The organism is Variovorax sp. Sphag1AA (genome assembly GCF_014192575.1).
Classification (GTDB): domain Bacteria; phylum Pseudomonadota; class Gammaproteobacteria; order Burkholderiales; family Burkholderiaceae_C; genus Variovorax.
Genome location: NZ_JACHYC010000006.1, coordinates 296,993 through 317,333, shown reverse-complemented (window position 1 = coordinate 317,333; position 20,341 = coordinate 296,993). Strand labels below are relative to the sequence as shown.

General features: G+C 68.1%; 11 protein-coding genes and 1 pseudogene. 3 read left to right on the top strand and 9 right to left on the bottom strand.

Features of this window, described 5'->3' with window-relative positions; translation table 11 throughout:
* Nucleotides 1-43 precede the first annotated feature (43 nt).
* The 3 genes and pseudogenes from FHW64_RS24285 to FHW64_RS34880 all read right to left on the bottom strand — a co-directional run.
* The gene (locus FHW64_RS24285) at nucleotides 44-1,339 is read right to left on the bottom strand and encodes an Nramp family divalent metal transporter (protein WP_184530785.1); all 1,296 of its coding nucleotides are present in this window, start codon (nucleotides 1,337-1,339) and stop codon (nucleotides 44-46) included.
* A gap of 159 nt (nucleotides 1,340-1,498) precedes the next feature.
* Nucleotides 1,499-8,134 (bottom strand): autotransporter-associated beta strand repeat-containing protein, encoded by a 6,636-nt coding sequence (locus tag FHW64_RS24280; RefSeq protein WP_311733355.1) that lies wholly within the window; start codon nucleotides 8,132-8,134, stop codon nucleotides 1,499-1,501.
* 3 nt (nucleotides 8,135-8,137) lie between these two features.
* Nucleotides 8,138-8,260 (bottom strand): annotated as a pseudogene (locus FHW64_RS34880) (ESPR-type extended signal peptide-containing protein); the annotation flags it as partial.
* Between the two features lie 310 nt (nucleotides 8,261-8,570).
* Between FHW64_RS34880 and FHW64_RS24275 the strand changes: the two are divergent.
* Nucleotides 8,571-9,050 carry a peptidylprolyl isomerase gene (locus tag FHW64_RS24275; RefSeq protein ID WP_184530783.1) on the top strand — a complete coding sequence of 160 codons (480 nt, stop codon included), beginning with the start codon at nucleotides 8,571-8,573 and terminating at the stop codon, nucleotides 9,048-9,050.
* Nucleotides 9,051-9,053: 3 nt separating this feature from the next.
* Here FHW64_RS24275 and FHW64_RS24270 read toward each other — a convergent pair whose 3' ends face one another.
* The gene (locus FHW64_RS24270; RefSeq protein WP_184530782.1) at nucleotides 9,054-9,317 is read right to left on the bottom strand and encodes a hypothetical protein; all 264 of its coding nucleotides are present in this window, start codon (nucleotides 9,315-9,317) and stop codon (nucleotides 9,054-9,056) included.
* 228 nt (nucleotides 9,318-9,545) lie between these two features.
* On the opposite strand from FHW64_RS24270, the gene FHW64_RS24265 reads away from it, so the two are divergent.
* Nucleotides 9,546-10,613 (top strand): pirin family protein, encoded by a 1,068-nt coding sequence (locus tag FHW64_RS24265; RefSeq protein ID WP_184530781.1) that lies wholly within the window; start codon nucleotides 9,546-9,548, stop codon nucleotides 10,611-10,613.
* 6 nt (nucleotides 10,614-10,619) lie between these two features.
* Here FHW64_RS24265 and FHW64_RS24260 read toward each other — a convergent pair whose 3' ends face one another.
* Nucleotides 10,620-11,525, bottom strand: coding sequence for a LysR family transcriptional regulator (locus FHW64_RS24260; RefSeq protein WP_184530780.1), 906 nt, complete (start codon nucleotides 11,523-11,525; stop codon nucleotides 10,620-10,622).
* Between the two features lie 71 nt (nucleotides 11,526-11,596).
* Here FHW64_RS24260 and FHW64_RS24255 point away from each other — a divergent pair, with 71 nt between their 5' ends.
* The gene (locus tag FHW64_RS24255; protein ID WP_184530779.1) at nucleotides 11,597-12,562 is read left to right on the top strand and encodes a bile acid:sodium symporter family protein; all 966 of its coding nucleotides are present in this window, start codon (nucleotides 11,597-11,599) and stop codon (nucleotides 12,560-12,562) included.
* 40 nt (nucleotides 12,563-12,602) lie between these two features.
* Here the strand turns inward: FHW64_RS24255 and FHW64_RS24250 are convergent, their stop codons facing one another.
* The 4 genes from FHW64_RS24250 to FHW64_RS24235 all read right to left on the bottom strand — a co-directional run bounded on the left by FHW64_RS24250 (nucleotide 12,603) and on the right by FHW64_RS24235 (nucleotide 20,341).
* The gene (locus FHW64_RS24250; RefSeq protein ID WP_184530778.1) at nucleotides 12,603-13,613 is read right to left on the bottom strand and encodes an aldo/keto reductase; all 1,011 of its coding nucleotides are present in this window, start codon (nucleotides 13,611-13,613) and stop codon (nucleotides 12,603-12,605) included.
* A gap of 87 nt (nucleotides 13,614-13,700) precedes the next feature.
* Nucleotides 13,701-18,038 carry a DEAD/DEAH box helicase gene (locus FHW64_RS24245; RefSeq protein ID WP_311733354.1) on the bottom strand — a complete coding sequence of 1,446 codons (4,338 nt, stop codon included), beginning with the start codon at nucleotides 18,036-18,038 and terminating at the stop codon, nucleotides 13,701-13,703.
* A 64-nt stretch (nucleotides 18,039-18,102) separates the two neighbouring features.
* On the bottom strand, nucleotides 18,103-19,092 hold the full coding sequence (locus FHW64_RS24240; protein ID WP_184530777.1) for an MDR family oxidoreductase: 990 nt from the start codon (nucleotides 19,090-19,092) through the stop codon (nucleotides 18,103-18,105).
* Nucleotides 19,093-19,111: 19 nt separating this feature from the next.
* Entirely contained in the window at nucleotides 19,112-20,341 is a 1,230-nt protein-coding gene (locus FHW64_RS24235) for a CaiB/BaiF CoA-transferase family protein (RefSeq protein WP_184530776.1), read from the bottom strand.

The window sequence follows — 20,341 nt, the reverse complement described above, 5'->3', positions numbered from 1 at the left end:
CGCGCTGGATGAATATACAGCGCGGAGCCTACTCTCCGTTGGCTCACATGATCGAGGTCACCAGCAGAGCGATCGAAGCGGCCGCCATTGCCGCCGTGGCGAGCCAGCCGAGCACCTTCCATTTGAGTGACAGCACGATGCCGGCCATCACCTTCGGGCTGGAGGCCGCGATCATCACCGCGACCATCACCGGCACGGCAATCACCGCGTTGATCACCGCGGCGCCCACGAGCGCGGCAATCGGATCGAGCCCAGAGAGGCTCACGGCAATGCCGAGCCCCATCGCCGCCGAGAGGATGCCGTAGAAGCTGCGGCCCTGCGAGAGCGTGAGATTCAGTCCCTTGCGCACGTGGAAGTAGCTCGCAACCGCATCGGCCGCGGATCCGGCAAGCACCGGCAGCGCGAGCATGCCGGTGCCGACGATACCCAGTGCGAAGAGCAGGAAGGCTGCATCGCCCGCGATGGGCCGCAGCGCGGCTGCCGCCTGTTCGGTGGTCTCGATGTGGGTCTGTCCGTGCGCGTGCAGGGTCGCGGCGGTGGCCGTGATCATGAAGAAGGCGATGAGGTTCGAGAAACCCATCCCGGCCACGGTGTCGATGCGCAGCCGGCGCAATTGCCGCCGAATCTGCTCGGGCGCACGGCGCAGCGGCTTGTCTTCCGGTATGCGCCGGATCTCTTCGACCTCCTGCGAGGCCTGCCAGAAGAAGAGGTACGGGCTGATGGTGGTGCCGAGGATGGCCACCACGGTGGTCACGAACTCGCGATTCCACTGCATCGGCGGCGCATAGACGCCTCGCGCCGCGGCGCCCCAGTCCACATCGACGGCGAGCACCACCCCGACGTACGCAAAGAGGGACAGCGTCAGCCACTTGAGGACGCGCACGTACTGGTCGTACGGCACGAACACCTGCAGCAGCAGCGAGACGATGCCGAAGCCGGCCGCGTACCACGCCGGATGGTTCGGCATCACCAGTGCGGTGGCGTGGCCCATCGCGCTCAGGTCGGCCGCGAGGTTGATGACGTTCGCGACCAGCAGCAGCACCACGAGGCAGGCCACGATCCAGCCGGGGCAGAAGCGCGCGAAGTTCTCGGTGAGATTGCGTCCGGTCACGCGACCGATGCGGGCACTGGCGAGCTGGATGCCCACCATCAGCGGATAGGTCAGCACCACTGTCCAGCCGAGCGCGTAGCCGAACTGCGCGCCGGCCTGCGAATACGTCGCGATGCCGCTCGGATCGTCGTCGGCGGCGCCGGTGATCAGCCCCGGGCCCAGCTTGGACCACCAGCGCTCGCCGCTGGCAGGAACGTCTGCGGTCGCTGGGGTCGTAGGCGTATTCATCGGCAGCTCCGGATAGGAGAGGGCATTGTGGCCACTCTGGCTTGCCGCACTCAGCCACCGCATAGGCGCAATCCGCGGCGCGCTGTGGGATTTCACATCGACATGAAAAGGCCGGCGCAGCCCGAAGAGCTGCCGCCGGCCTATGTGTCCCTCGCGGGCTTAGAACTTCCAGACCAGGTCGGCCTTCACGCCGTGGTCTTCCACGCTGTTGCCGAACTGGCCGATGTAGGAAATACCCAGCGTGAGGTTCGGCTTCAGCGTGAGGTCGAGGCCGCCTTCGACGACCGCGACGTTCCTCGCCAGCGGCACGCCGGCCACGGTGAAGGCCGCCGGCTGCGCTGCGAGTGCGAGCGACGAGGTCGACGACACATCGCCGAAGGCGTGGCGCCAGCCGATCATGCCGTGCACCGTCGCTTTCATGCTGCCGACGTCGACGTTGTTGCTGCCGCGCACGCCCAGCGTGCTGAAGGTGGTATCGGTGCTGCCACCGCCACCGTGCAGCGAAGCCGTGCCGCCGCGCTCCGCGAAGTCGTCGGTATGCAGGTTGACGTACGCGAGGCCTGCGAAGGGCTCGATCGCGCCCGTGCCGGCCTCGATGCGCCAGCCGAGTTCGCCGAAGGCCTGCGCGGTCTGCGACTTGTAGCTCGCGGTCGGCAGGTCGGCAAAGCCGGTGAAGGCCACGACGCGGCTGGTGTCGATGCTGCTGTCGGTGTAGCTAGCACCGGCGCGCAGGCCGAGTGCACCCCACTGCTTGCCGCCGTAGACGCCAAGGTGGTAGCTGTCGCTGCTGGCCGAGGAGTTGAGCGAATGCACGTCGACGTTGGCCCGGCTGTAGCCGCCGAGCACGCCCACGCGCCAGTCGTCGCCGACTTGCGTGTCGCCGCCGATCAGGATGCCGCTCGTGGAGCGGTCCACGGTGCTGGCATTGCCATCGCTGCGCATATCGCCCCACGAACCGAAGGTGCGGGCCCAGACGCCGTTCTTGCCGTTCAGGTCAGCCGGAGCAGCGACGCCGCCCTGAGCCAGCCGGGTGCGGTCGAGGCTCGCGTCGCGGACGAAGCGGCTGTCCTCGATGGTCGCGGACTTCACCGAAGCGTGGACCTCGCCGGTGAGCTGGCGGAAGGCGCGTGCCGCGGTCGGTGCATCGAGCTGGACCACCGCATCGAACAACGTGCCAGTGGCCGCGGCCTGAACGGCCGTGCTGGAGGCGCGTTCGTTGTCAGTCGTGGCGACCGACGAGAAGCTCACGTCGTTGCGCTTCAGGCTCAGCGTCACGCCCTTGGCGTCGTAGCTCAGCGAGGTGTCCAGGAACGCGAAGTTGGTCGTGACGCTGCCGAAGGTGCCGATGACGCCACCAGTTGCGTTCAGGATCGAATAGCTCGACGTCGGGTTCCAGTTGCCGTCGGCCAACACAGCGAGCGCACCGCCCTGCAGGGTGATGGTGCCGGTGGCACGGATCTGGTCGCTGCGGCCATCGACTGCTGCCTCGACCTGGTAGGTCGAGCCTTGCGCCAGCGTCATGTTGCCAGCCACGTTGAGCAGGCCGATGGAGTTGCCGGGTGCGACGGTCGCGCCGGACTGCACGACCGTCGTGCCGACCGTCCCGTTGCCCTTGAGCGTGGTGCCGCTTGCCATCGTGAGCGTGCCGCCGAGTGAGCCGTTCACCGCCAGCGTGCCGGCGCTCACCAGCGTCGAGCCGGTGAAGGCACTGCCGTTGCCGGTGTAGTTCAACGCCCCTGCGCCCGTCTTCGTGATGCTGCCGTTGCCGGAGATCGCGTTGGCCATCACGGCGTTGCTTGCCTGGCGGATTTCGAGCGCCGCGTTGTCGACGATCGCACCGGTGCCCAGGCTGCCCGCAGCGCCGACCAGCTTGCCCGCGGTGATGGTGGTGCCACCGCTGTAGGTGTTGGTACCCGTGAGCGTCGTGGTGCCGCTGCCGACCTGGTTTACCGCGCCGCTGCCGGTGATGGCGCCGGCGAAGGTCACCGCATCGCTGCGGTTGAAAGCGAGGGCGCCGTTGTTGGTCACGTCGCCGGTGATGGAGCCGCTCGTGCCGCCATTGCCCAGTTGCAGCGTGCCGGCGGAGATCACCGTGCCGCCGGTGTAGTCGTTGGTGCCGGTCAACGTGGTGGTGCCGCTGCCGATCTGCTTGACCGCGCCGCTGCCGGTGATGGCGCCCGCGAAGGTCGCTGCATCGCTGCGGTTGAAGGCAAGGGTGCCGTTGTTGGTCACGTCGCCGACGATGGAGCCGCTCGTGCCGCCGTTGCCCAGTTGCAGCGTGCCGCCCGAGATGAGCGTGCCACCGGTGTAGCCGTTGGCAGCGGTGAGCACCAAGGTGCCGGTGTCGGTCTTCTCGAGCTTCGCGTTGCCCATGAGCGCGGCATCAACGCGCGCGGTGACGGGCGTGCTGCTGCCGTCGCCCACGCGGATGATGGCCTGCGAGCCGCTGAGGGTGACCGGGTCGCCGTTGAGCACGTAGCCGTCGGTCGCGAACTGCATGCCCGTGACGCTGATCGCGCCCTGGGTGTTGTCGACCGTGACCGTGCCGGACGGGCCCTGGAACACCGCGTAGCCGGGCGTGGCCTGCGGGGCGTTCATCGAGCCGTCCTGCGTGGTCCAGTTGTTGCCGTTCGCGGTCCAGGTGCCGGAACCGCCGTTGACCACGCCGTTGTTGAAGGCGGCCGTGTTGGCACCGTCCCAGAAGTTCAGGCTCTGGCCAGCGGTGTTGACCAGGTTCACCTGCTGGGCCACCGCGGTCTGGACCGTCAGCGCCGAGCCTGCCGGCGCGGTGCCGACATCCAGGCCGTTGTTCGTCAGTGCGCCGGTGTAGTTGATGAGGCGATACACGCCGGCGCCGAAGCCGCCGAGATCGGTCACGTTGACCTGCCCGTCCAGCGTCAGCGCACCGTTGACCTGGAACAGCGCCTGGCTGCTCGGGGTGCCCAGTGCGGCATTGATGCTCGAACCGCTCGCCAGCGCGAGCGAGCCGGTGGTCAGCGTCTGGCCGGCGGAGCCCTGCAGTGCACCGCCGCTGGCGACATTCACCGGACCGGCGATCGAGCCTGTGCCGGACAGCGTGCCGCTGTTGGCGACGCCGACGATCGTGCCCGCCAACGAGCCGTCCACGCGCAGCGTGCCGCCGTTGATGGTCGTGGCGCCGGTGTAGACATTGCTGCCCGTCAGCGTGGTGGTGCCGGAACCGCTCTTCGTCACCGAACCCGATCCGGAGATCACGCCGGCGTACGTCGAGTCATTGGAGCGATTGAAGACGAGTGCGCCGTTGTTGGTCACGTTGCCCGTGATCGAGCCGCTGGTGCCGCCGTTGCCGAGCTGCAGCGTGCCGGCCGAGATGGTGGTCGTGCCGCCGTAGTTGCTGTCGCCCGTGAGCACCAGCGTACCGGCGCCTTGCTTGGTCACCGTGCCCGATCCGGAGATCACGCCGGCGTAGGTCGAGTCGTCGGAGCGGTTGAAGATGAGCGCGCCGTTGTCGATGACGTTGCCCGTGATCGCTCCGCTGGTGCTGCCGCTGCCAACCTGCAGCGTGCCGCTCGAGATGGTCGTGCCGCCGGTGTAGTTGTTGTTGCCGGTGAGGATGAGCGTGTTCGCGCCTTGCTTGGTCACGCTGCCGGTGCCGGACACGGCGCCCGCATAGGTGATCGAATCGCTTCGGTTGAAGACCAGCGTGCCGTTGTTGGTCACGTTGCCGTTGATCGAGCCGGTGGTGCCGCCGGCGCCCACCTGCAAGGTGCCCGCCGCGATGGTGGTTCCGCCGGTGTGGGCGTCCGTGCCGGTAAGCACCAGCGTGCCGCTGCCCTGCTTGGTCAGACTGCCCGAGCCCGAGACTGCGCCGCCGAGCGTCAGCGTGGTCGTGTTGTCGGTGTCGATCGCACCGCCGGACGCACCGACGCTCACCGCGCGGGCCGAGGTGAGGCTGGCTGTGGTGTTGAGCGTGCCACCGTTCAGCGTCACGCCGCCGGTGGGGGCGGTGCTGCCGAGGTTTGCATCGGCTGAGACGGACAGCGTGCCGGCGGTGATCGTGGTGCCGCTCGAGTAGGTGTTGGTGCCCGTCAGCGTCGTGCGGCCGGTCCCGATCTGCTGCACCGACCCGCTGCCGGAGATGGTCCCCGCGAAGGTCGTCGGATCGGCACGATCAAAGGCCACGATGCCGTTGTCGGTGATGTTGCCCGCGACCGCGCCGCTGATGCCGCCGTTGCCGATCTGGAGCGTGCCGGCGGAAACGGTGGTGCCGCCGGTGTGGCTGGTGTTGCCGGTCAGCACCAGGGTGCCGGTACCTTGCTTGGTCACCGAGCCCGTGCCGCTGATGTCTCCGGTGAAAGTCGAGCTGTCCGAACGGTTGAACACGAGCGCGCCGTTGTCGGTGACGTTGCCCGTGATCGCGCCGCTGGTGCTGCCGCTGCCGCTGCCAACCTGCAGCGTGCCGCCCGAGATGGTCGTGCCGCCGGTGTAATTGTTGTTGCCGGTGAGGGTCAGCGTGTTCGCGCCTTGCTTGGTCACGCTGCCGGTGCCGGACACGACGCCCGCGTAGGTGACCGCGTTGGAACGATTGAAGACGAGCGCGCCCGAGTTGGAGACATCACCGACGATGGAACCCGTGGTGCCGCCCGCGCCGAGCTGCAAGGTGCCTGCGGAGATGGTGGTGCCGCCGGTGTAGGTGTCCGTACCGGTGAGCACCAACGTGCCGGCGCCCTGCTTGGTCAGGCGTCCGCCGCCAGACACTACGCCGCTGAGCGTCAGCGTGGTCGCGGTGTTGGTGTCGATCGTGCCACCCGAGGCGCCGAGGGTCACCGCGCGGGCCGAAGTGATAGGGGCTGTGGTATTGAGCGTGCCGCCATTCAGCGTCACGCCGCCGGTGGTGTTGCCGAGATTTGTATTGCTGCCGACCGACAACACGCCTGCATTGATCGATGTGCCGCCGCTGTAGGTGTTGGTACCGCTAAGGACCAACGTGCCGTTGCCTTGCTTGGTCAACCGGCCAGTCGAGGACACGACGCCGCTGAGGGTCAGCGTGGTCGCGCTGTCGGTGTCGATCGTGCCGCCCGAAGCGCCGAGGGTCACCGCGCGGGCTGAAGTGAAAGTGGCCGACGTGTTGAGCGTGCCACCGTTCAGCGTCACGCCGCCGGTGGTGTTGCCGAGTGCGCCATCCGCCGCGACGGACAGGGTGCCCGCCGTGACCGAGGTGCCGCCCGAATAACTGTTGGTGCCGCTCAGCGTCGTGCGGCCGGTTCCGGTCTGCTGCACGGAACCGCTGCCCGAGATGGTGCCGGCGAAGGTAGTCGCGTCGGAGCGGTTGAAGGCCAGCACGCCGTTGTCGGTGACATTGCCCGTGATCGCGCCACTGGTGCCGCCGCTGCCGATCTGCAGCGTGCCGGCCGAAATGGTGGTGCCACCTGCGTAGTTGTCGGTGCCGGTGAGCACCAGCGTGCCGGTGCCCTGCTTGGTCAGGCTTCCGGTGCCCGACACCGTTCCGCCGAGCGTCAGGGTGGTTGCGTTGTTCGTGTTGACCGTCCCGCCTGCGGCGCCAAGCGTCACCGCCCGGGTCGAGGTAAAGGTGGCCGTGGTGTTGAGCGCGCCGCCATCCAGCGTCAACACGCCGGAGGTCGCACCCAGGGCGGCGTCCGCGCCGATGGCCAACGTGCCGGCCTGGACCGTCCAGGGCGTGACCGCGGTCGTGGTGCCGCTCAGCGTCCAGGTGCTGGTGCCCGTCTTGGCGAAACTCGCGAAGTTGCGGTACTGCGCCGCCGGGCCGATGTTGCCGACGTTGAATGTGCTGCTCGTCGAGCCTCCCAGGACGAGACGGTCCGTGCCGCCCGAAGTCGCCACGACATTGCCGGTGATGGTCGAACCCGACTGAAGTTCGAGCGTGTTCCCGCTGCCGGAGAACTGGATCGCATCGGCACGATTGCCGCCGGATCCGTCGAGCCCGCCGGAAATGGTCCCGCTGTTGATGACGGTCACGCCGCCGCTGGCCTTGATGGCCACGCCGCCAGCGCCGGCCTGGCCCGCGCTTCCGCCCTGGCTCGACGCGCCGGCGGCTCCGCCGGCGCCGCCCTGGATCGTCCCCGTGTTGGTCAGCGTGCGCGCGCCCGCGATTTCGATACCCGTGCCACCCGCGCCGCCGGATCCGCCGTTGCCGCTCGTCGCGCTGCCGCCCGCGCCGCCGCTGCCGCCCCTGACCGTCCCGCTGACGGTCACGCTGCCACCGCTGGCCGAAAGCAAGCCGGTACCACCCTGGCCACCGCCGCCGCCGCCCCCACGGCCATAGGCGCCCGCCTTGCGCGCGCCGGCCGCGCCACCGGCGCCGCCGCTGCCACCCGACAGCGTGCTGCTGATCGTCAACGTGCCGGTGGTTGTGGAAACGACGCCCGCCCCGCCACCACCACCGCCGCCCGCGCCGCCATCGACCCGTGTGTTTCCGGAAGTCCGCGAGTCCGTCCCGGCACCGCCGCTCTGGCCCGTGGTCACCGTGTTCACGGTCCTGTTGCCGGTGGTGTAGGTCGTCGTGACCGCGCCGCCGGTTCCGCCGGCGGCGGTTCCCAGGCCGCCGCTCGCGCCCGCACCGCCATTCGCACCGGCGCCGCTGCTCATGACGCCACCGCCACCGCCGCCGCTACCGATTCCCGAGGCCGCCGAGCCGTCGCCACCTTGTGCGGTGGTGCCGCCGGTTCCTGCGGCGGCACTCGTCGTACCTGTGCCTCCGTTGCCGCCAGCCGCCCACGCACTTCCGCCCGCCATAGCAGCAAAGGCCAGCACACACGCGGAAGCAAGCACCGACATCCGCGGCAGCTCAATGGCTGCGCTGGATGTTCCTCCGATTCCCCCACGAGCCGCCGTAGCGACCTCCGAAACGGCTTGGCAAACGCCTTTGGCGCGGTTGAAAACGATGCGATGGACTCGATTCATTCCAGGTCTCTTGTTGATGTTTACTAAAGATACAAATTGTTGGATTTGGCGTTGGATTTTGTAGTCACTTAGGCCTATAACCAACACATCAACTGCGAATTAAGTTCTCAGAACTGAGAACAGGTGCACACGCAAGCACACGGACCCGGCACTTAAAGAAAGTAAAGAAGTTGCCGATAAAGCCGAAACGGGGGGTTTCGCCCGCTGGGGAGGCGGACGCGAAAAGAAGGGGCATGGCGCGTCGGGGCGAGCGCCAGCGGCGGGTTCCTTTATGCTGCCCGCCGTCTACAGCAGTCAGCCATCACCCAATATGAAGATCCAGAAAGACGCCGTCGTCACCCTGCGCTACAAGGTGTCCGACGCCACCACCCAGAAACTGATCGACGAGGGCCGCAACCCCATGGTCTATCTGCATGGCGGCTACGAGAACACCTTCCCGAAGATCGAGGCGGCGCTCGACGGCCAGGAAGCCGGCTTTCAGGCGACGCTCAACCTGGCGCCCGAGGACGCCTTCGGCCCGCGTGACGAATCACTCGTGCGCACGATCGACAAGAGCGACTTCCCGCCCGGCGTGAAGGTCGGCGGCCAGCTCGAAGGGCGCAACGACCAGGGCGAACCGCAGATCTTCACCGTCGTGAAGATCAAGGGCCCGCAGGTGATCCTCGACGGCAACCATCCGCTCGCCGGCAAGGCACTGAAGTTCAGCATGACCGTGACGGGCGTGCGCACCGCCACGGAAGAAGAAATTGCCCATCGCCACGTGCATGGCGAGCACGGGCACCATCACTGACCGTTATTGAACGGTTTCGGGCGCCTCGGCAAGCCGCTCCAGGCCGATGAGTTCCGCGAGGCCGTGCACCTCCTTCTGGAGCGCCTTCTCCACCAGCGCGAAGCGCGCGAAGGACTGCACGTCCGCGTCGGACGGGCCGGGGCCGGCGCCTTCCAGCTGGGAACGAAAGGCCCGCACGATCCGGTCCTGAGCGAGTTCACGCGACCGCGTCGCCGTGGCCCTGGCGGCCTCTAGGGCGGTCAGCTCTTCATCCAATGCAACGTCCATGGTCTTCCCTGATCGGTTGATGCTGCCGGCGATTCTGGAGAAGGAGCAGCGGGAACCCTTGTAGGCCGACAGTCAGGCATCCGCGTAGGCGCATTCCCACAGCGCGCGTTGCACGAACGAGTCCACACCGTCCCGCGTGCGGGTACTTTCCCGCAGGCGGGGTGCCCCCATATGCCATGCATCGCCCTGTCGGACCGGACGGGGCACCACTCTCAGGAAGTCAGCGCAATGACCACCACCAGCCCCATCGTCCAGATCAAGGCCCTCGGATTCCCGTGGGAGACGATCGATCCCTTCCTTTTCTGCGCCTATCACGACGACGCCTATCCGCGCGGCAACGCGCAGATGGGGCCGGACGCGCCGCTAGCCGGCCGGGACATCGGCCAGGACTTCAGCCGCAAGGACGGCTGGAGCATGTACCACGGCACCACCGTGCCCGGCTTTCCGGGGCACCCGCACCGGGGCTTCGAGACGGTGACGATCGTGCGCCGCGGCCTGATCGACCATTCCGATTCGCTGGGCGCCGCCGCGCGCTTCGGCGGTGGCGATGTGCAGTGGCTCACTGCGGGCAAGGGGATCGTGCACTCGGAGATGTTCCCGCTGCTCGATCCGAAAGAGCCCAACCCACTGGAGCTCTTCCAGATCTGGCTGAACCTGCCGGCGCGCAACAAGATGGCCGACCCGCATTTCACGATGTTCTGGGCCGAGGACGTCCCGCGCTTCACCGCGACCGACGGCGAGGGCCGCAAGACCGAAGTCGCATGCATCGCCGGCAAGATCGGGCCGGTCGACGGCGCTCCGGGTGAAGGGGGTCCGCTCGCGCCGCCGCCGGATTCCTGGGCAGCGCAGCCGGACGCCGACGTCGCGATCTGGACGCTGCGGATGGAGCCCGGCGCACGCTGGACACTACCCGCCGCAACCGGCAACGGCACGCGCCGCACGCTCTATTTCTTCAAGGGCCGGTCCGTCAACATCGCCGGGCAGGACGTGAATGCGCGCGCCGCCATCGAACTGCGCGCCGATGTCGCGGTGGAACTGCACAACAGCGATGAAGTGAGCGAGTTCCTGGTGCTGCAGGGCCGCCCGATCGGCGAGCAAGTGGCGCAATACGGCCCCTTCGTGATGAACACGCCCGCGGAGATCGCACAGGCGATGGCCGACTACCGCCGCACCCAGTTCGGCGGCTGGCCATGGAAGGACGAAGCCCCCGTGCACGGCAGCGATCCGGCGCGCTTCGCGAAGCACCCGGACGGCCGGGAAGAGAAGCCGCAGGACCACGCGGCAACCACCGCCTGACGCACTTCAGCGATTCGGGCGCTGCACCGCCACTTCGCGGATCAGCGCCCATACGCGCTGCGCGAGCGGCGAAGGCGCGCGGTTGCGCCGGTGCACCAGCATGATCGAGCGCTGGATCTTCGGCAGCAGCGGCCGCACGACCAGTGCCGGCAGGCCCATCGGCGGCATCGCCATCGCGGGCATGACGCTGATGCCGATGCCCTGCTCGACCATCCGGAACGCGGTGGTGGGGTGACCGACCTGCTGGCGCACTTCGCAGCGCGCGCCGTTTCTCGCAAGGGCCTCGTCGATGAGCCGGCGGCTGCCCGAGGCGTGGTCGAGCAGCACCAGCGGCTCGCCATCCAACATCGGCCAGCGCACAGAGGTCTTTTCCGCCAGCCGGTGACCAGGCGCCATCACCAGGCAGAAGGGGTCGTCTAGGATGGCCTCGCAATGCAGGTCGTCCGCCACAGGGGGCTCGACCACCACGCCGAAATCGACCTCGCCCGCGCGCACGCTGTCGAGCACGTCCTGCTGGATGCGGTCGAGCAGCACCACCTCGATTTCCGGGTCGCGCCGGGTGCACTCGGCGATGCACGCGGGCATGAGATTGGCCGACAGCGTCGGACTGCTCGCGACCCGCACCTTGCCGCGCCGCGCGCCGGCCATGCCATGCACTTCGGCCAGCGTCTGATCGAGCTCGTCGAGCACCCGGTCGAGCCGAAGCGCGAGTGACTGCCCTGCCTCGGTCAGCACGACTTCGCGCGTCGTGCGGTCCAGGAGCTTGAGGCCGAGCTGCGATTCGAGCTCGACGATCGCGCGACTCACCGCTGGTTGGGTGAGCCCGACGCGGTCCCCGGCGCGGCTGAAGTTGCGCCCCTCGGCCACCGCCTGAAAGACACGAAGCTGCCGGAGGGTCACATTGAGGCTCATGCAGCCGGATCATAGATCTATCAGATAAATCCATTTCTCTTTTGAATCCGAAGCGCGTCCAATCCCGACCCATGGCCCGTTCACGCTACCTCCCCGACAACTTCACGATCGCCCTGGTGGTCGTCGTCGCCCTTGCCAGCCTCTGGCCAGCCAGCGGCGGCGTCGCGCACTTCTTCGAGCGCCTCACCACGGTCGCGATCGGCCTGCTGTTTTTCCTCCACGGCGCGAAGCTCTCGCGCGAGGCAGTCCTCGGCGGCATCACGCACTGGCGGCTGCACGTGCTGGTGTTCGCGGCGACCTTCGTGATGTTCCCGGTGCTCGGCCTCGTGCTCAAGCCGGTCCTGACGCCGCTCGTCACGCCCGAGCTCTACACGGGGGTGCTCTTCCTCTGCGTGCTACCGGCCACGGTGCAATCGGCGATCGCCTTCACGTCGATGGCGCGCGGCAACATTCCTGCTGCCGTGTGCAGCGCTTCCGCATCGACGCTGCTCGGCGTCTTCGTCACACCGCTGCTCGTGAACCTGATCGTCGTGCAGCATGGCGCTGCCGGTGCATCGCTCGATGCGGTGGGCCGCATCCTGCTGCAGCTGATGGTGCCCTTCGTGGCGGGCCATCTGATGCGGCCGTGGATCGGCGGCTGGATCAAGAAGCGCGCCTCGGTGCTCACGCTGGTGGATCGCGGCTCGATCCTGCTCGTGGTCTACACCGCCTTCAGCGCCGCGGTGATCGAAGGTCTCTGGAAGCAGGTGCCCGTGTCTGCACTGGTCGGGCTGCTCGTGGTCTGCGCGGTGATTCTTGGACTGGCGCTCGCCATCACTGCCTGGGCCGGCCGCGCTCTGGGCTTCGACATGGCCGACCAGATCACGATCGTGTTCTGCGGCTCGAAGAAGAGCCTCGCGAGCGGCATTCCGATGGCGAAGGTCCTCTTCGCATCGCACGCCGTCGGCGCGATCGTGCTGCCGCTGATGTTGTTCCACCAGATGCAGCTCATGGTCTGCGCCGTGCTGGCGCAGCGCTATGCGCGCCGGCCTGTGTAGCCGGTCAACGCACAACCGGCAAAAACGCCGGCCTGATCGATCAACGGGGCGCGTCGCCCTTGCGGTATTCGGCTGTCAGCTCGTCGAGCTTCTGTTTCAGCGCCGGATCGAGCTTGTAGTCGGCGGCCGCGATCGTCGCATCGAGCTGCTCCGGCCGGCTCGCACCCAGCAGCGGTGCGCTGATGAGCGGATTCGCCATCACCCATGCCACCGCCAGCGTCGAAAGCGGCACGCCCGCTTCGTCAGCCAGCTTGTGCAGCTGGGCGACGGTCCCGAAGGACCGCTCGTTCCAGTAGCGGTCCTGGTACATCGAGCCCGCGGTCCCGAGCGTGAAGCGCGTGTTGTCCTCCGGCTTCGCGCCGGCCTTGTACTTGCCGGTGAGCAGGCCACCCGCCAGCGGGTTGTAGGGGATCACGCCCAAACCTTCCTCGGCCGCCAGCGGCAGCAACTCACGCTCGATTTCACGGAAGAGCAGGCTGTAGCGCGGCTGGACCGACACGACCCGCGTGAGCTTGTTCAGCTCGGCGCGACCGATCGCGCGTGCGAGCCGGTAGGCGAGGAAGTTCGACACACCGATGTAGCGAGCGCGGCCCGAACGCACGATCACGTCGAGCGCCTCCAGGCTTTCGTCGAGCGGCGTCTCGCGGTCGTCATGGTGGAGCTGGTAGAGATCGACGTAGTCCGTCTGCAGCCGCTTGAGCGACAGATCGATCGCATCCAGCAGGTGCTTGCGCGAATTGCCCTGGTCCCAGCTCTGGGGCCCGACCTTGTTCGCCGCCTTGGTCGCGATGATGAATTCGCTGCGCCGGCTGTTGCCCTTGGCGCGCAGCCAGCGGCCGATGATCTCCTCGGTGCGGCCGGCGGTCTCCCAGTTTCCGCCGAGCGGATACACGTCGGCCGTATCGAGGAAGTTGATGCCGGCTTCGGTCGCACGGTCGAGGATCTGGTGCGACACGGCCTCGTCGGTCTGCAGGCCGAAGGTCATCGTGCCGAGTGCAAGCCGGGACATGGTGAGGCCGGTGCGGCCGAGGCGGGTGGTGGGAATGCTCATGAAAAGACTCTCCGTACGCTGGGCAGACGGCGATCATAGACAGCGGTCCGGTTTCTTGCCGGACGCACGCCGGTCGTCAGCGGCGGGTCAGTCCGATGCCTGCGCGGCAAGCTCGGCGAAGCGCATGGATGGCTCCGATATGAGCGCGCGCGCCACGGCCTGCGCTTCGGAAGGCGCGAGCGGCACCAGCATCTCGACCGTGCCGGCCACGCTGGTCGCGAGCGGCACACCATCGCGAAACACCACGCGCGAACCCGGCACGCGCGCGATCTTCGGGCCGGGTACGACGGTGCCGAGCAGGTTCGCAGGATCGGTCGCCGCCAGGCAGATCAGATGGCCGTCCGCGGGCCGACGCCGCACTTCGCGCATCAGGCCGATGGCCTCGGGCAGCGCGAACTGCTCGCCAGCCACGCCAGCGATGAAGCGTCCGCCGCGGATCTCGCCGCGCGCTTCGAGCCGCCGATAGGCGCGCACCAGATCGCGCCAAGGCGGAAGCCACGTCGCTTCGCGTTCGAGCACGCGCCAGCACACCACGCCGTAGCGCCGCAACAGGATGCGCGCGACCTGCTCGACCGCGCCGCTTGCGACCTCGTCGGCCGCCGTCGTGCGTTGGCGCACCAGCGACCAACGGCCTGCGTCCTCGATGCCGAACAGCGATGTGCGACGGCGACGACGTGCGTGCGTCGAGGCGCGCTTGGATGGCGGAATCAGCAAGGCACGAAGGCCCGCGAAGCTGTCGCAGTGTGCGCGGCCACGCACGACGAGTTCGCTGAGTGCATCTTCCAGCTCGGTGCCGAGCAACCGCGTGCCGTGCAACATCTCGTCGAAGAAGGATGCGCCGTGCTCTTTCAGGAACGCAGCAAGGCGCTGCGCACGCGAGCTCAATGCTGCATCGTCCACCGGCGCGGGCGCAAGACCCGTCCACAGCGCGGCCGTGCGGCGTGGCAGCAGCAGCACCGGCGTGGACCGCAGCGACGCACCGCCGCCGCCGGGTCGTCCGTCGAGCGCGGGCGGACGCAGGCGCGTCCATAGCGTTCGGCCCGCGGTGCAGAGGTCGTCGAGCCACGCCGGCGTGTAGTCCTTCACCCGCGCGGGCAGCAGCTCGGGCTCCCAGCTTGCGGCGGGCGCTTCATAGCCTTCGAGTTGCGCCAGGATGCCCGCGAGCGCATCGGGACCACTCACGCGGCTCTCCGGTGCGACGTGCTGCCAATCGAACAGGAATCGCGCGAAGTCGCGCGGCTCGACCGGCTCGATCTCCCGCCGCAGACGCTTGAGCGTGTAGCGGTGGATGCGGGCCAGCAGGTGCCGTTCGCACCATTCAGTGGTCTCAGTGGCCGGCGTGAAGCGGCCTTGCAGTACATAGCCCTCGCTCTGCAACGCGGAGAGGGCCGCATCGATGCGCGCCTGTGGAAGCTGAAGCTGGGCCGCGAGCGCGGGTGCGGTCATCGGCCCCAGGCCGGTCAAGCGCGAGCGCAGCAGTTCGCGCAGCGCATCGTCCGCGCCGCCGCTCACCTGCGCGTACTCGGCCGGTGCTTGGATGGGCGGCTGCATCGAGGCGTCGGGATAAAGCATCGCGATCTGCGCGAGGCGTTCAGCCACTACCCACAGGCCGCCGGCTGGCATCGAAAGACATGTCGCGCGCCCCGATTGCGCGAGCGCGCCGAGCCATGCGGGCCAGTCCGCATTCGCCGATGCTTCGCTGTCTGTGACGACACCGAGCGCATTCAGCGCCTCGTGCATCTCGTCGACGCCGCGCACGTGAGGCCATGCCTCCTCGCGCACGCTGTCGATCGCCTCCTGATCGAGACTGCCGAGATCGTCGGCGCTTTCCGGATCGACATAGCGGCGACTCTGAACCGCCTGCGTGCGACGCTCTTCCAGAGGCGCATCGTCGAGGAAGGCATAGGGTCGCGCGTTGAGCGCTTCCGCCGCGAGCGGCGAGGGCGCGGGGAGATCGCGCGCCACGATCTGCACTTCGCCCGATTCCATGCGACGCAGCAACCGCAGCCAGCCTTCGGCGTCCATCGCGTCGTAGAGGCAATCCTGGAGCGTCTGCGCGACCAGAGGGTGCTCCGGAATCTCGCGCGCACCGGCGAGGTTTTCTGCGCAGGCCACCTGGTCGGGGAATACCGAAGCGAGCAGGTCTTCCGACCGCATGCGCTGCAACTGCGGCGCAACCTTTCGTCCGCCGACGAAGCGCGGCAGCGCGAGCGAGGTGGTCGCGTTCCAGCGCCAGCGCACGTTGAAGAGCGGCGCATCGAGCAGCGCCTGGATCAGCACGTCGAGCGCAGTGGCGGAATGCAGGTAGCGCCCGACTTCCTCCAGCGGGAAGCTGTGGCTCGTCGATAGCGACAGCACGATGGCGTCCTCGGTCGCCGCCGCCTGCAGCTCGAAGTTGAACTTGCGGCAGAAGCGCTTGCGCAGCGCCAGCCCCCACGCGCGGTTGAGCCGGCTGCCGTAGGGCGAGTGGATGACGAGCTGCATGCCGCCGGACTCGTCGAAGAAGCGCTCCATCACGATGCGATCCTGCGTGGGCAGTGCGCCGAGCGCATTCGCGGCCCGCGCGAGATGGTCGGCGATCTGCCGTGCGGCCGCCTCGTCCATGCCGATCGTGCGAACCAGCCAATCCAGCGTGGCATCCATGCCCTTGGTGCGAAGCATGTCGGCCACTTCGCCGCGCAGCCTCGAGACGCCGAAGGACAGCTCATCCGTGCGCCCCGGCGCCTCGCCGAGCCAGAAGGGGATGTTGGGCGGTGCGCCGAGCGCGTCTTCGACCCGAACACGGCCAGGTTCGATACGCAGGATGCGATAGCTCGCATTGCCGAGCTGGAAGATGTCGCCCGCAAGGCTCTCGACCGCGAAGTCCTCGTTGATCGTGCCGATCTTCTGGGCCTGCGGCTCCAGCACCACGGTGTAGTCGCCGGTCTCGGGGATGGTGCCGCCGGACGTCAGCGCCGTGAGGTGCGCGCCGCGGCGCTCGCGCAGGCGATGGTGGACCGCATCGCGATGCACGTAGCTCGCGCGTTGCCCCTGCCGGGTGGTGAATCCATCGGCCAGCATGCGCACCACGCTGGCGTAGCTCTCGCGCGTGAGCTGCGCGTAGGGCCACGCGCGCCGCACGAGTGCGAAGAGATCGTCTTCATTCCATTCGCGGCCCGCGGTCTCCGCGACGATCTGCTGCGCGAGTACATCCAGCGGCGCGGGCAGGACATGCAGCGCATCGAGCTCGCCACGACGAACGCAGTCGAGCAGCGCCGCGCACTCGACGAGCTCATCGCACGACTGCGGAAAGAGCCGCGCCTTGGGCACGCCGCCGACCGCATGACCCGATCGTCCGGCGCGCTGCAGGAAGGTCGCGATCGATCGCGGCGAGCCGAGCTGGCAGACCAGATCGACGTCGCCGATGTCCAGCCCCAGCTCCAGCGACGCCGTGGCAACCAGCACCTTGAGATCGCCGCGCTTGAGCCGCTGCTCCGCATCGAGCCGCGCTTCCTTCGCGAGGCTGCCGTGATGCGCGGCGACCACCTCCTTGCCGAGGATCTCGCCCAGATGCCTGGCAGCGCGCTCCGCCATGCGCCGCGTGTTGACGAAGACCAGCGTGGTCCGGTGCTCATGCACCAGCGCCGCGACGCGCGCGTAGACCTGCTCCCACTGGTCGGTCGACATCACGGCCGCGAGTGGCGTCGGCGGCAGCTCCAGCGCGAGATCGCGCTGCTTGGCATAGCCGATGTCGACGATTTCGCAGTCGGCGACACCGTCTTTGACCGCGCCCGTGCCGACGAGGAAGCGAGCGATCTCGTCGATGGGCTTCTGCGTAGCCGATACGCCGATGCGCGTCAGCGGGCCGGCGCAGTTGGCCTGCAGCCGTTCGAGCGAAAGCGCGAGATGGCTGCCGCGCTTGCTCGCGACCACTGCGTGGATTTCATCGACGATCACGGTGCGCACCGTCGACAGCATCTTGCGACCCGATGCCGAGCCGAGCAGCACGTAGAGCGACTCCGGCGTGCTCACGAGGATGTGCGGCGGCTGGCGCAGGCTCTGCTGGCGCTCCTTGCTCGGCGTGTCGCCTGTGCGCACCGCGGTGCGGATCTCGATCTCTGGCAGATGCAGCTTCGCGAGTTCGCGGCGGATGCCCGCGAGCGGCGCCTTGAGGTTGAGGCCGATGTCGTTCGAGAGCGCCTTCAACGGCGACACATACAGCACCGTGGTCTCGTCCGGAAGGCCGCCCGATTCGAGCCCCTGCCGCACAAGGCTATCGAGCGCGGCCATGAACGCGGTCAGCGTCTTGCCAGAGCCGGTCGGCGCGGCGACCAGTGTGTGGCGCCCTGCGGCAATCGCCGGCCAGGCGGCAGCCTGGGCCTCAGTCGGGCCCGGGAAGGTCGCGTTGAACCAGTTGGCGACGGCGGGATGGAAGTTGTCGAGCACGCAGAAGATGAGATCAGGCTGCGTGCTCCGATGTCAAGGCGCAAGGCGCCGTCGATACATCTCGCTACGAAGCGGCGACATCCACCACGACACGCCCACGCACCTGCCCGGCGAGCAGCCGTGGCGCGAGATCGACAACCGCATCGAGCTTGATGGTCTCGGTGTTGGCTTCCAGCAGTTCCTTCGGCAGTTCGCTGGCCAGCCGCTGCCAGGCCGCGAGCCGTCGAGCCTGCGGCGCGTAGACGCTGTCGATGCCCGCCAGCGTGACGCCGCGCAGGATGAAGGGCGCGACGCTCGCTGGCAGATCCAGCCCCTGCGCAAGTCCGCATGCCGCCACGGTGCCGCCGTAGCGAAGACTGGCGCAGACATTGGCGAGCGTATGGCTGCCGACGCTGTCCACCGCACCGGCCCAGCGTTCCTTCTGAAGCGGCTTGCCCGGTTCGCTCAGCGTTGCGCGATCGATGATCTCACGTGCGCCGAGACGGCGCAGATGGTCTGCTTCGGCGAGCCGGCCGGTCGACGCATGCACCTCGAAGCCAAGCCTGGAGAGCAATGCGATCGCGATGCTGCCGACGCCGCCGTTCGCGCCGGTCACCAGCACCGGGCCGGAAGCTGGCGTGAGGCCGCGATCCTGCAGCGCCATCACGCACAGCATCGCGGTGTAGCCGGCGGTGCCGATGGCCATGGCCTGCCGCGCATCGAGGCCCGAAGGAATGGGCACCAGCCAGTCCGCCTTGACCCGCGCCTTGCGCGCGAGCCCGCCCCAGTGCGTTTCGCCGACGCCCCAGCCATTGAGCAGCACGGCATCCCCGGGCTTGTAGCGCCCGTCGGAACTCTCGGCGACGGTGCCTGCGAAGTCGATGCCCGGCACCATCGGGAACTTGCGCACCACCGGCGACTTGCCCGTGATCGCGAGTGCATCCTTGTAGTTGACGGTGGAACAAACGACCTCCACCAGCACTTCGCCTTCCGGCAACTGGGCTTCGTCGATGTCGGTGACGGCGGCCTTCGTGGTGCCGTCGTCTGCCTTGTTCAGCAGCAGGCCTTTGAACATGCGATCTCCTTCGGTTCGTCTAGCGGGTCGCGCGAGCATCGCACAGGGGGCGATTCCCGTCGTCCGCCATGCCCAATTCACTCAGGAGCGCCATGTTGTCGCTGGCCAGCGATGGCGCGCCGACCTCGCTCGGGCCGCCGTCGAAGCGACAACGGAAGCCGATGCCGGGCGTGCGCACCTTGATCGATCCCTGCGGGAACGTGACCGGCTGCATGCCGATGCGATCCCCCGTCGTTTCCACCTCGTCGAGAAACTCGCCCAGCTTGCGCACACGCGCCGCCGGAACGCCCACCGCATTCAGCCGTTCCTCCATCTCGCCGGCGGAGCGCGCCGCGAACGCTTCGCGGAAGCACTGCTGCACATAGGCCAGCTTGCGCGCAACGACGAAGCCGCCGCCCGGTGCGTTGAAGGCATCGAGGTCGAGCGCCTCGGCGTCATTGCAGAGTTCTTCGAGCCCGACCACCGCGGTGAGCTTGCGGAACTGCGCCGGCGTGTTCGCGGCCGTCGCTAGCCATCCGTCGGCACAACGGTAGGTGTCAGCGGTGGGGCTGCCGGTGTAGCCGCGATTGCCCACGCGCTGCGGCTCGACGCGATTGCTGAGGAAGCTGCTCGCATTGGGATACATCAGCATCAGCGAAGCCTGCACCATCGATGCATCGATGTGCTGGCCTTCGCCGTCGCGCGCGCGGCGATGGAGCGAAGCCACGATGGAAAGCGCACCGAGCATGCCCACCGCCACATCGATCACCGGGAATCCGACCTTCATCGGGGGCGTATCGGCGCCGTCGCCTTGCATCATCATCATGCCGGTGAGCGCCTGCATCACATGGTCGTACGCGCCGCGCCGCGACCATTCGCCTTCCTGCCCGTAGCCGGAGATCGAGCAGTAGACGATGTCGGGCCGGACGGCCCTGATCGATGCATAGTCGAGCCCGTACTTGGCGACCACGCCGGGGCGGAAGTTCTCGATGAACACATCGGCCGTGCGCGCGAGCGAGCGGACCAGCTCCGCGCCCTCAGGCGTGCGGATGTCGGTCGCGAACGAGCGCTTGCCCGCGTTGAGCGCGGCGAAGCCCGCCGGCGTATCGCCTTCTTCCCCGCTGGCCTTGCTGGCGCGCATCACTTCGCCCTGCAGTGGCTCGATCTTGATGACCTCCGCGCCCAACTGGGCGAGATACAGCGAAGCGAGCGGCCCCGCGATCACGTGCGACATGTCGATGACGCGCACGCCTTCCAATGGCTTGGACAT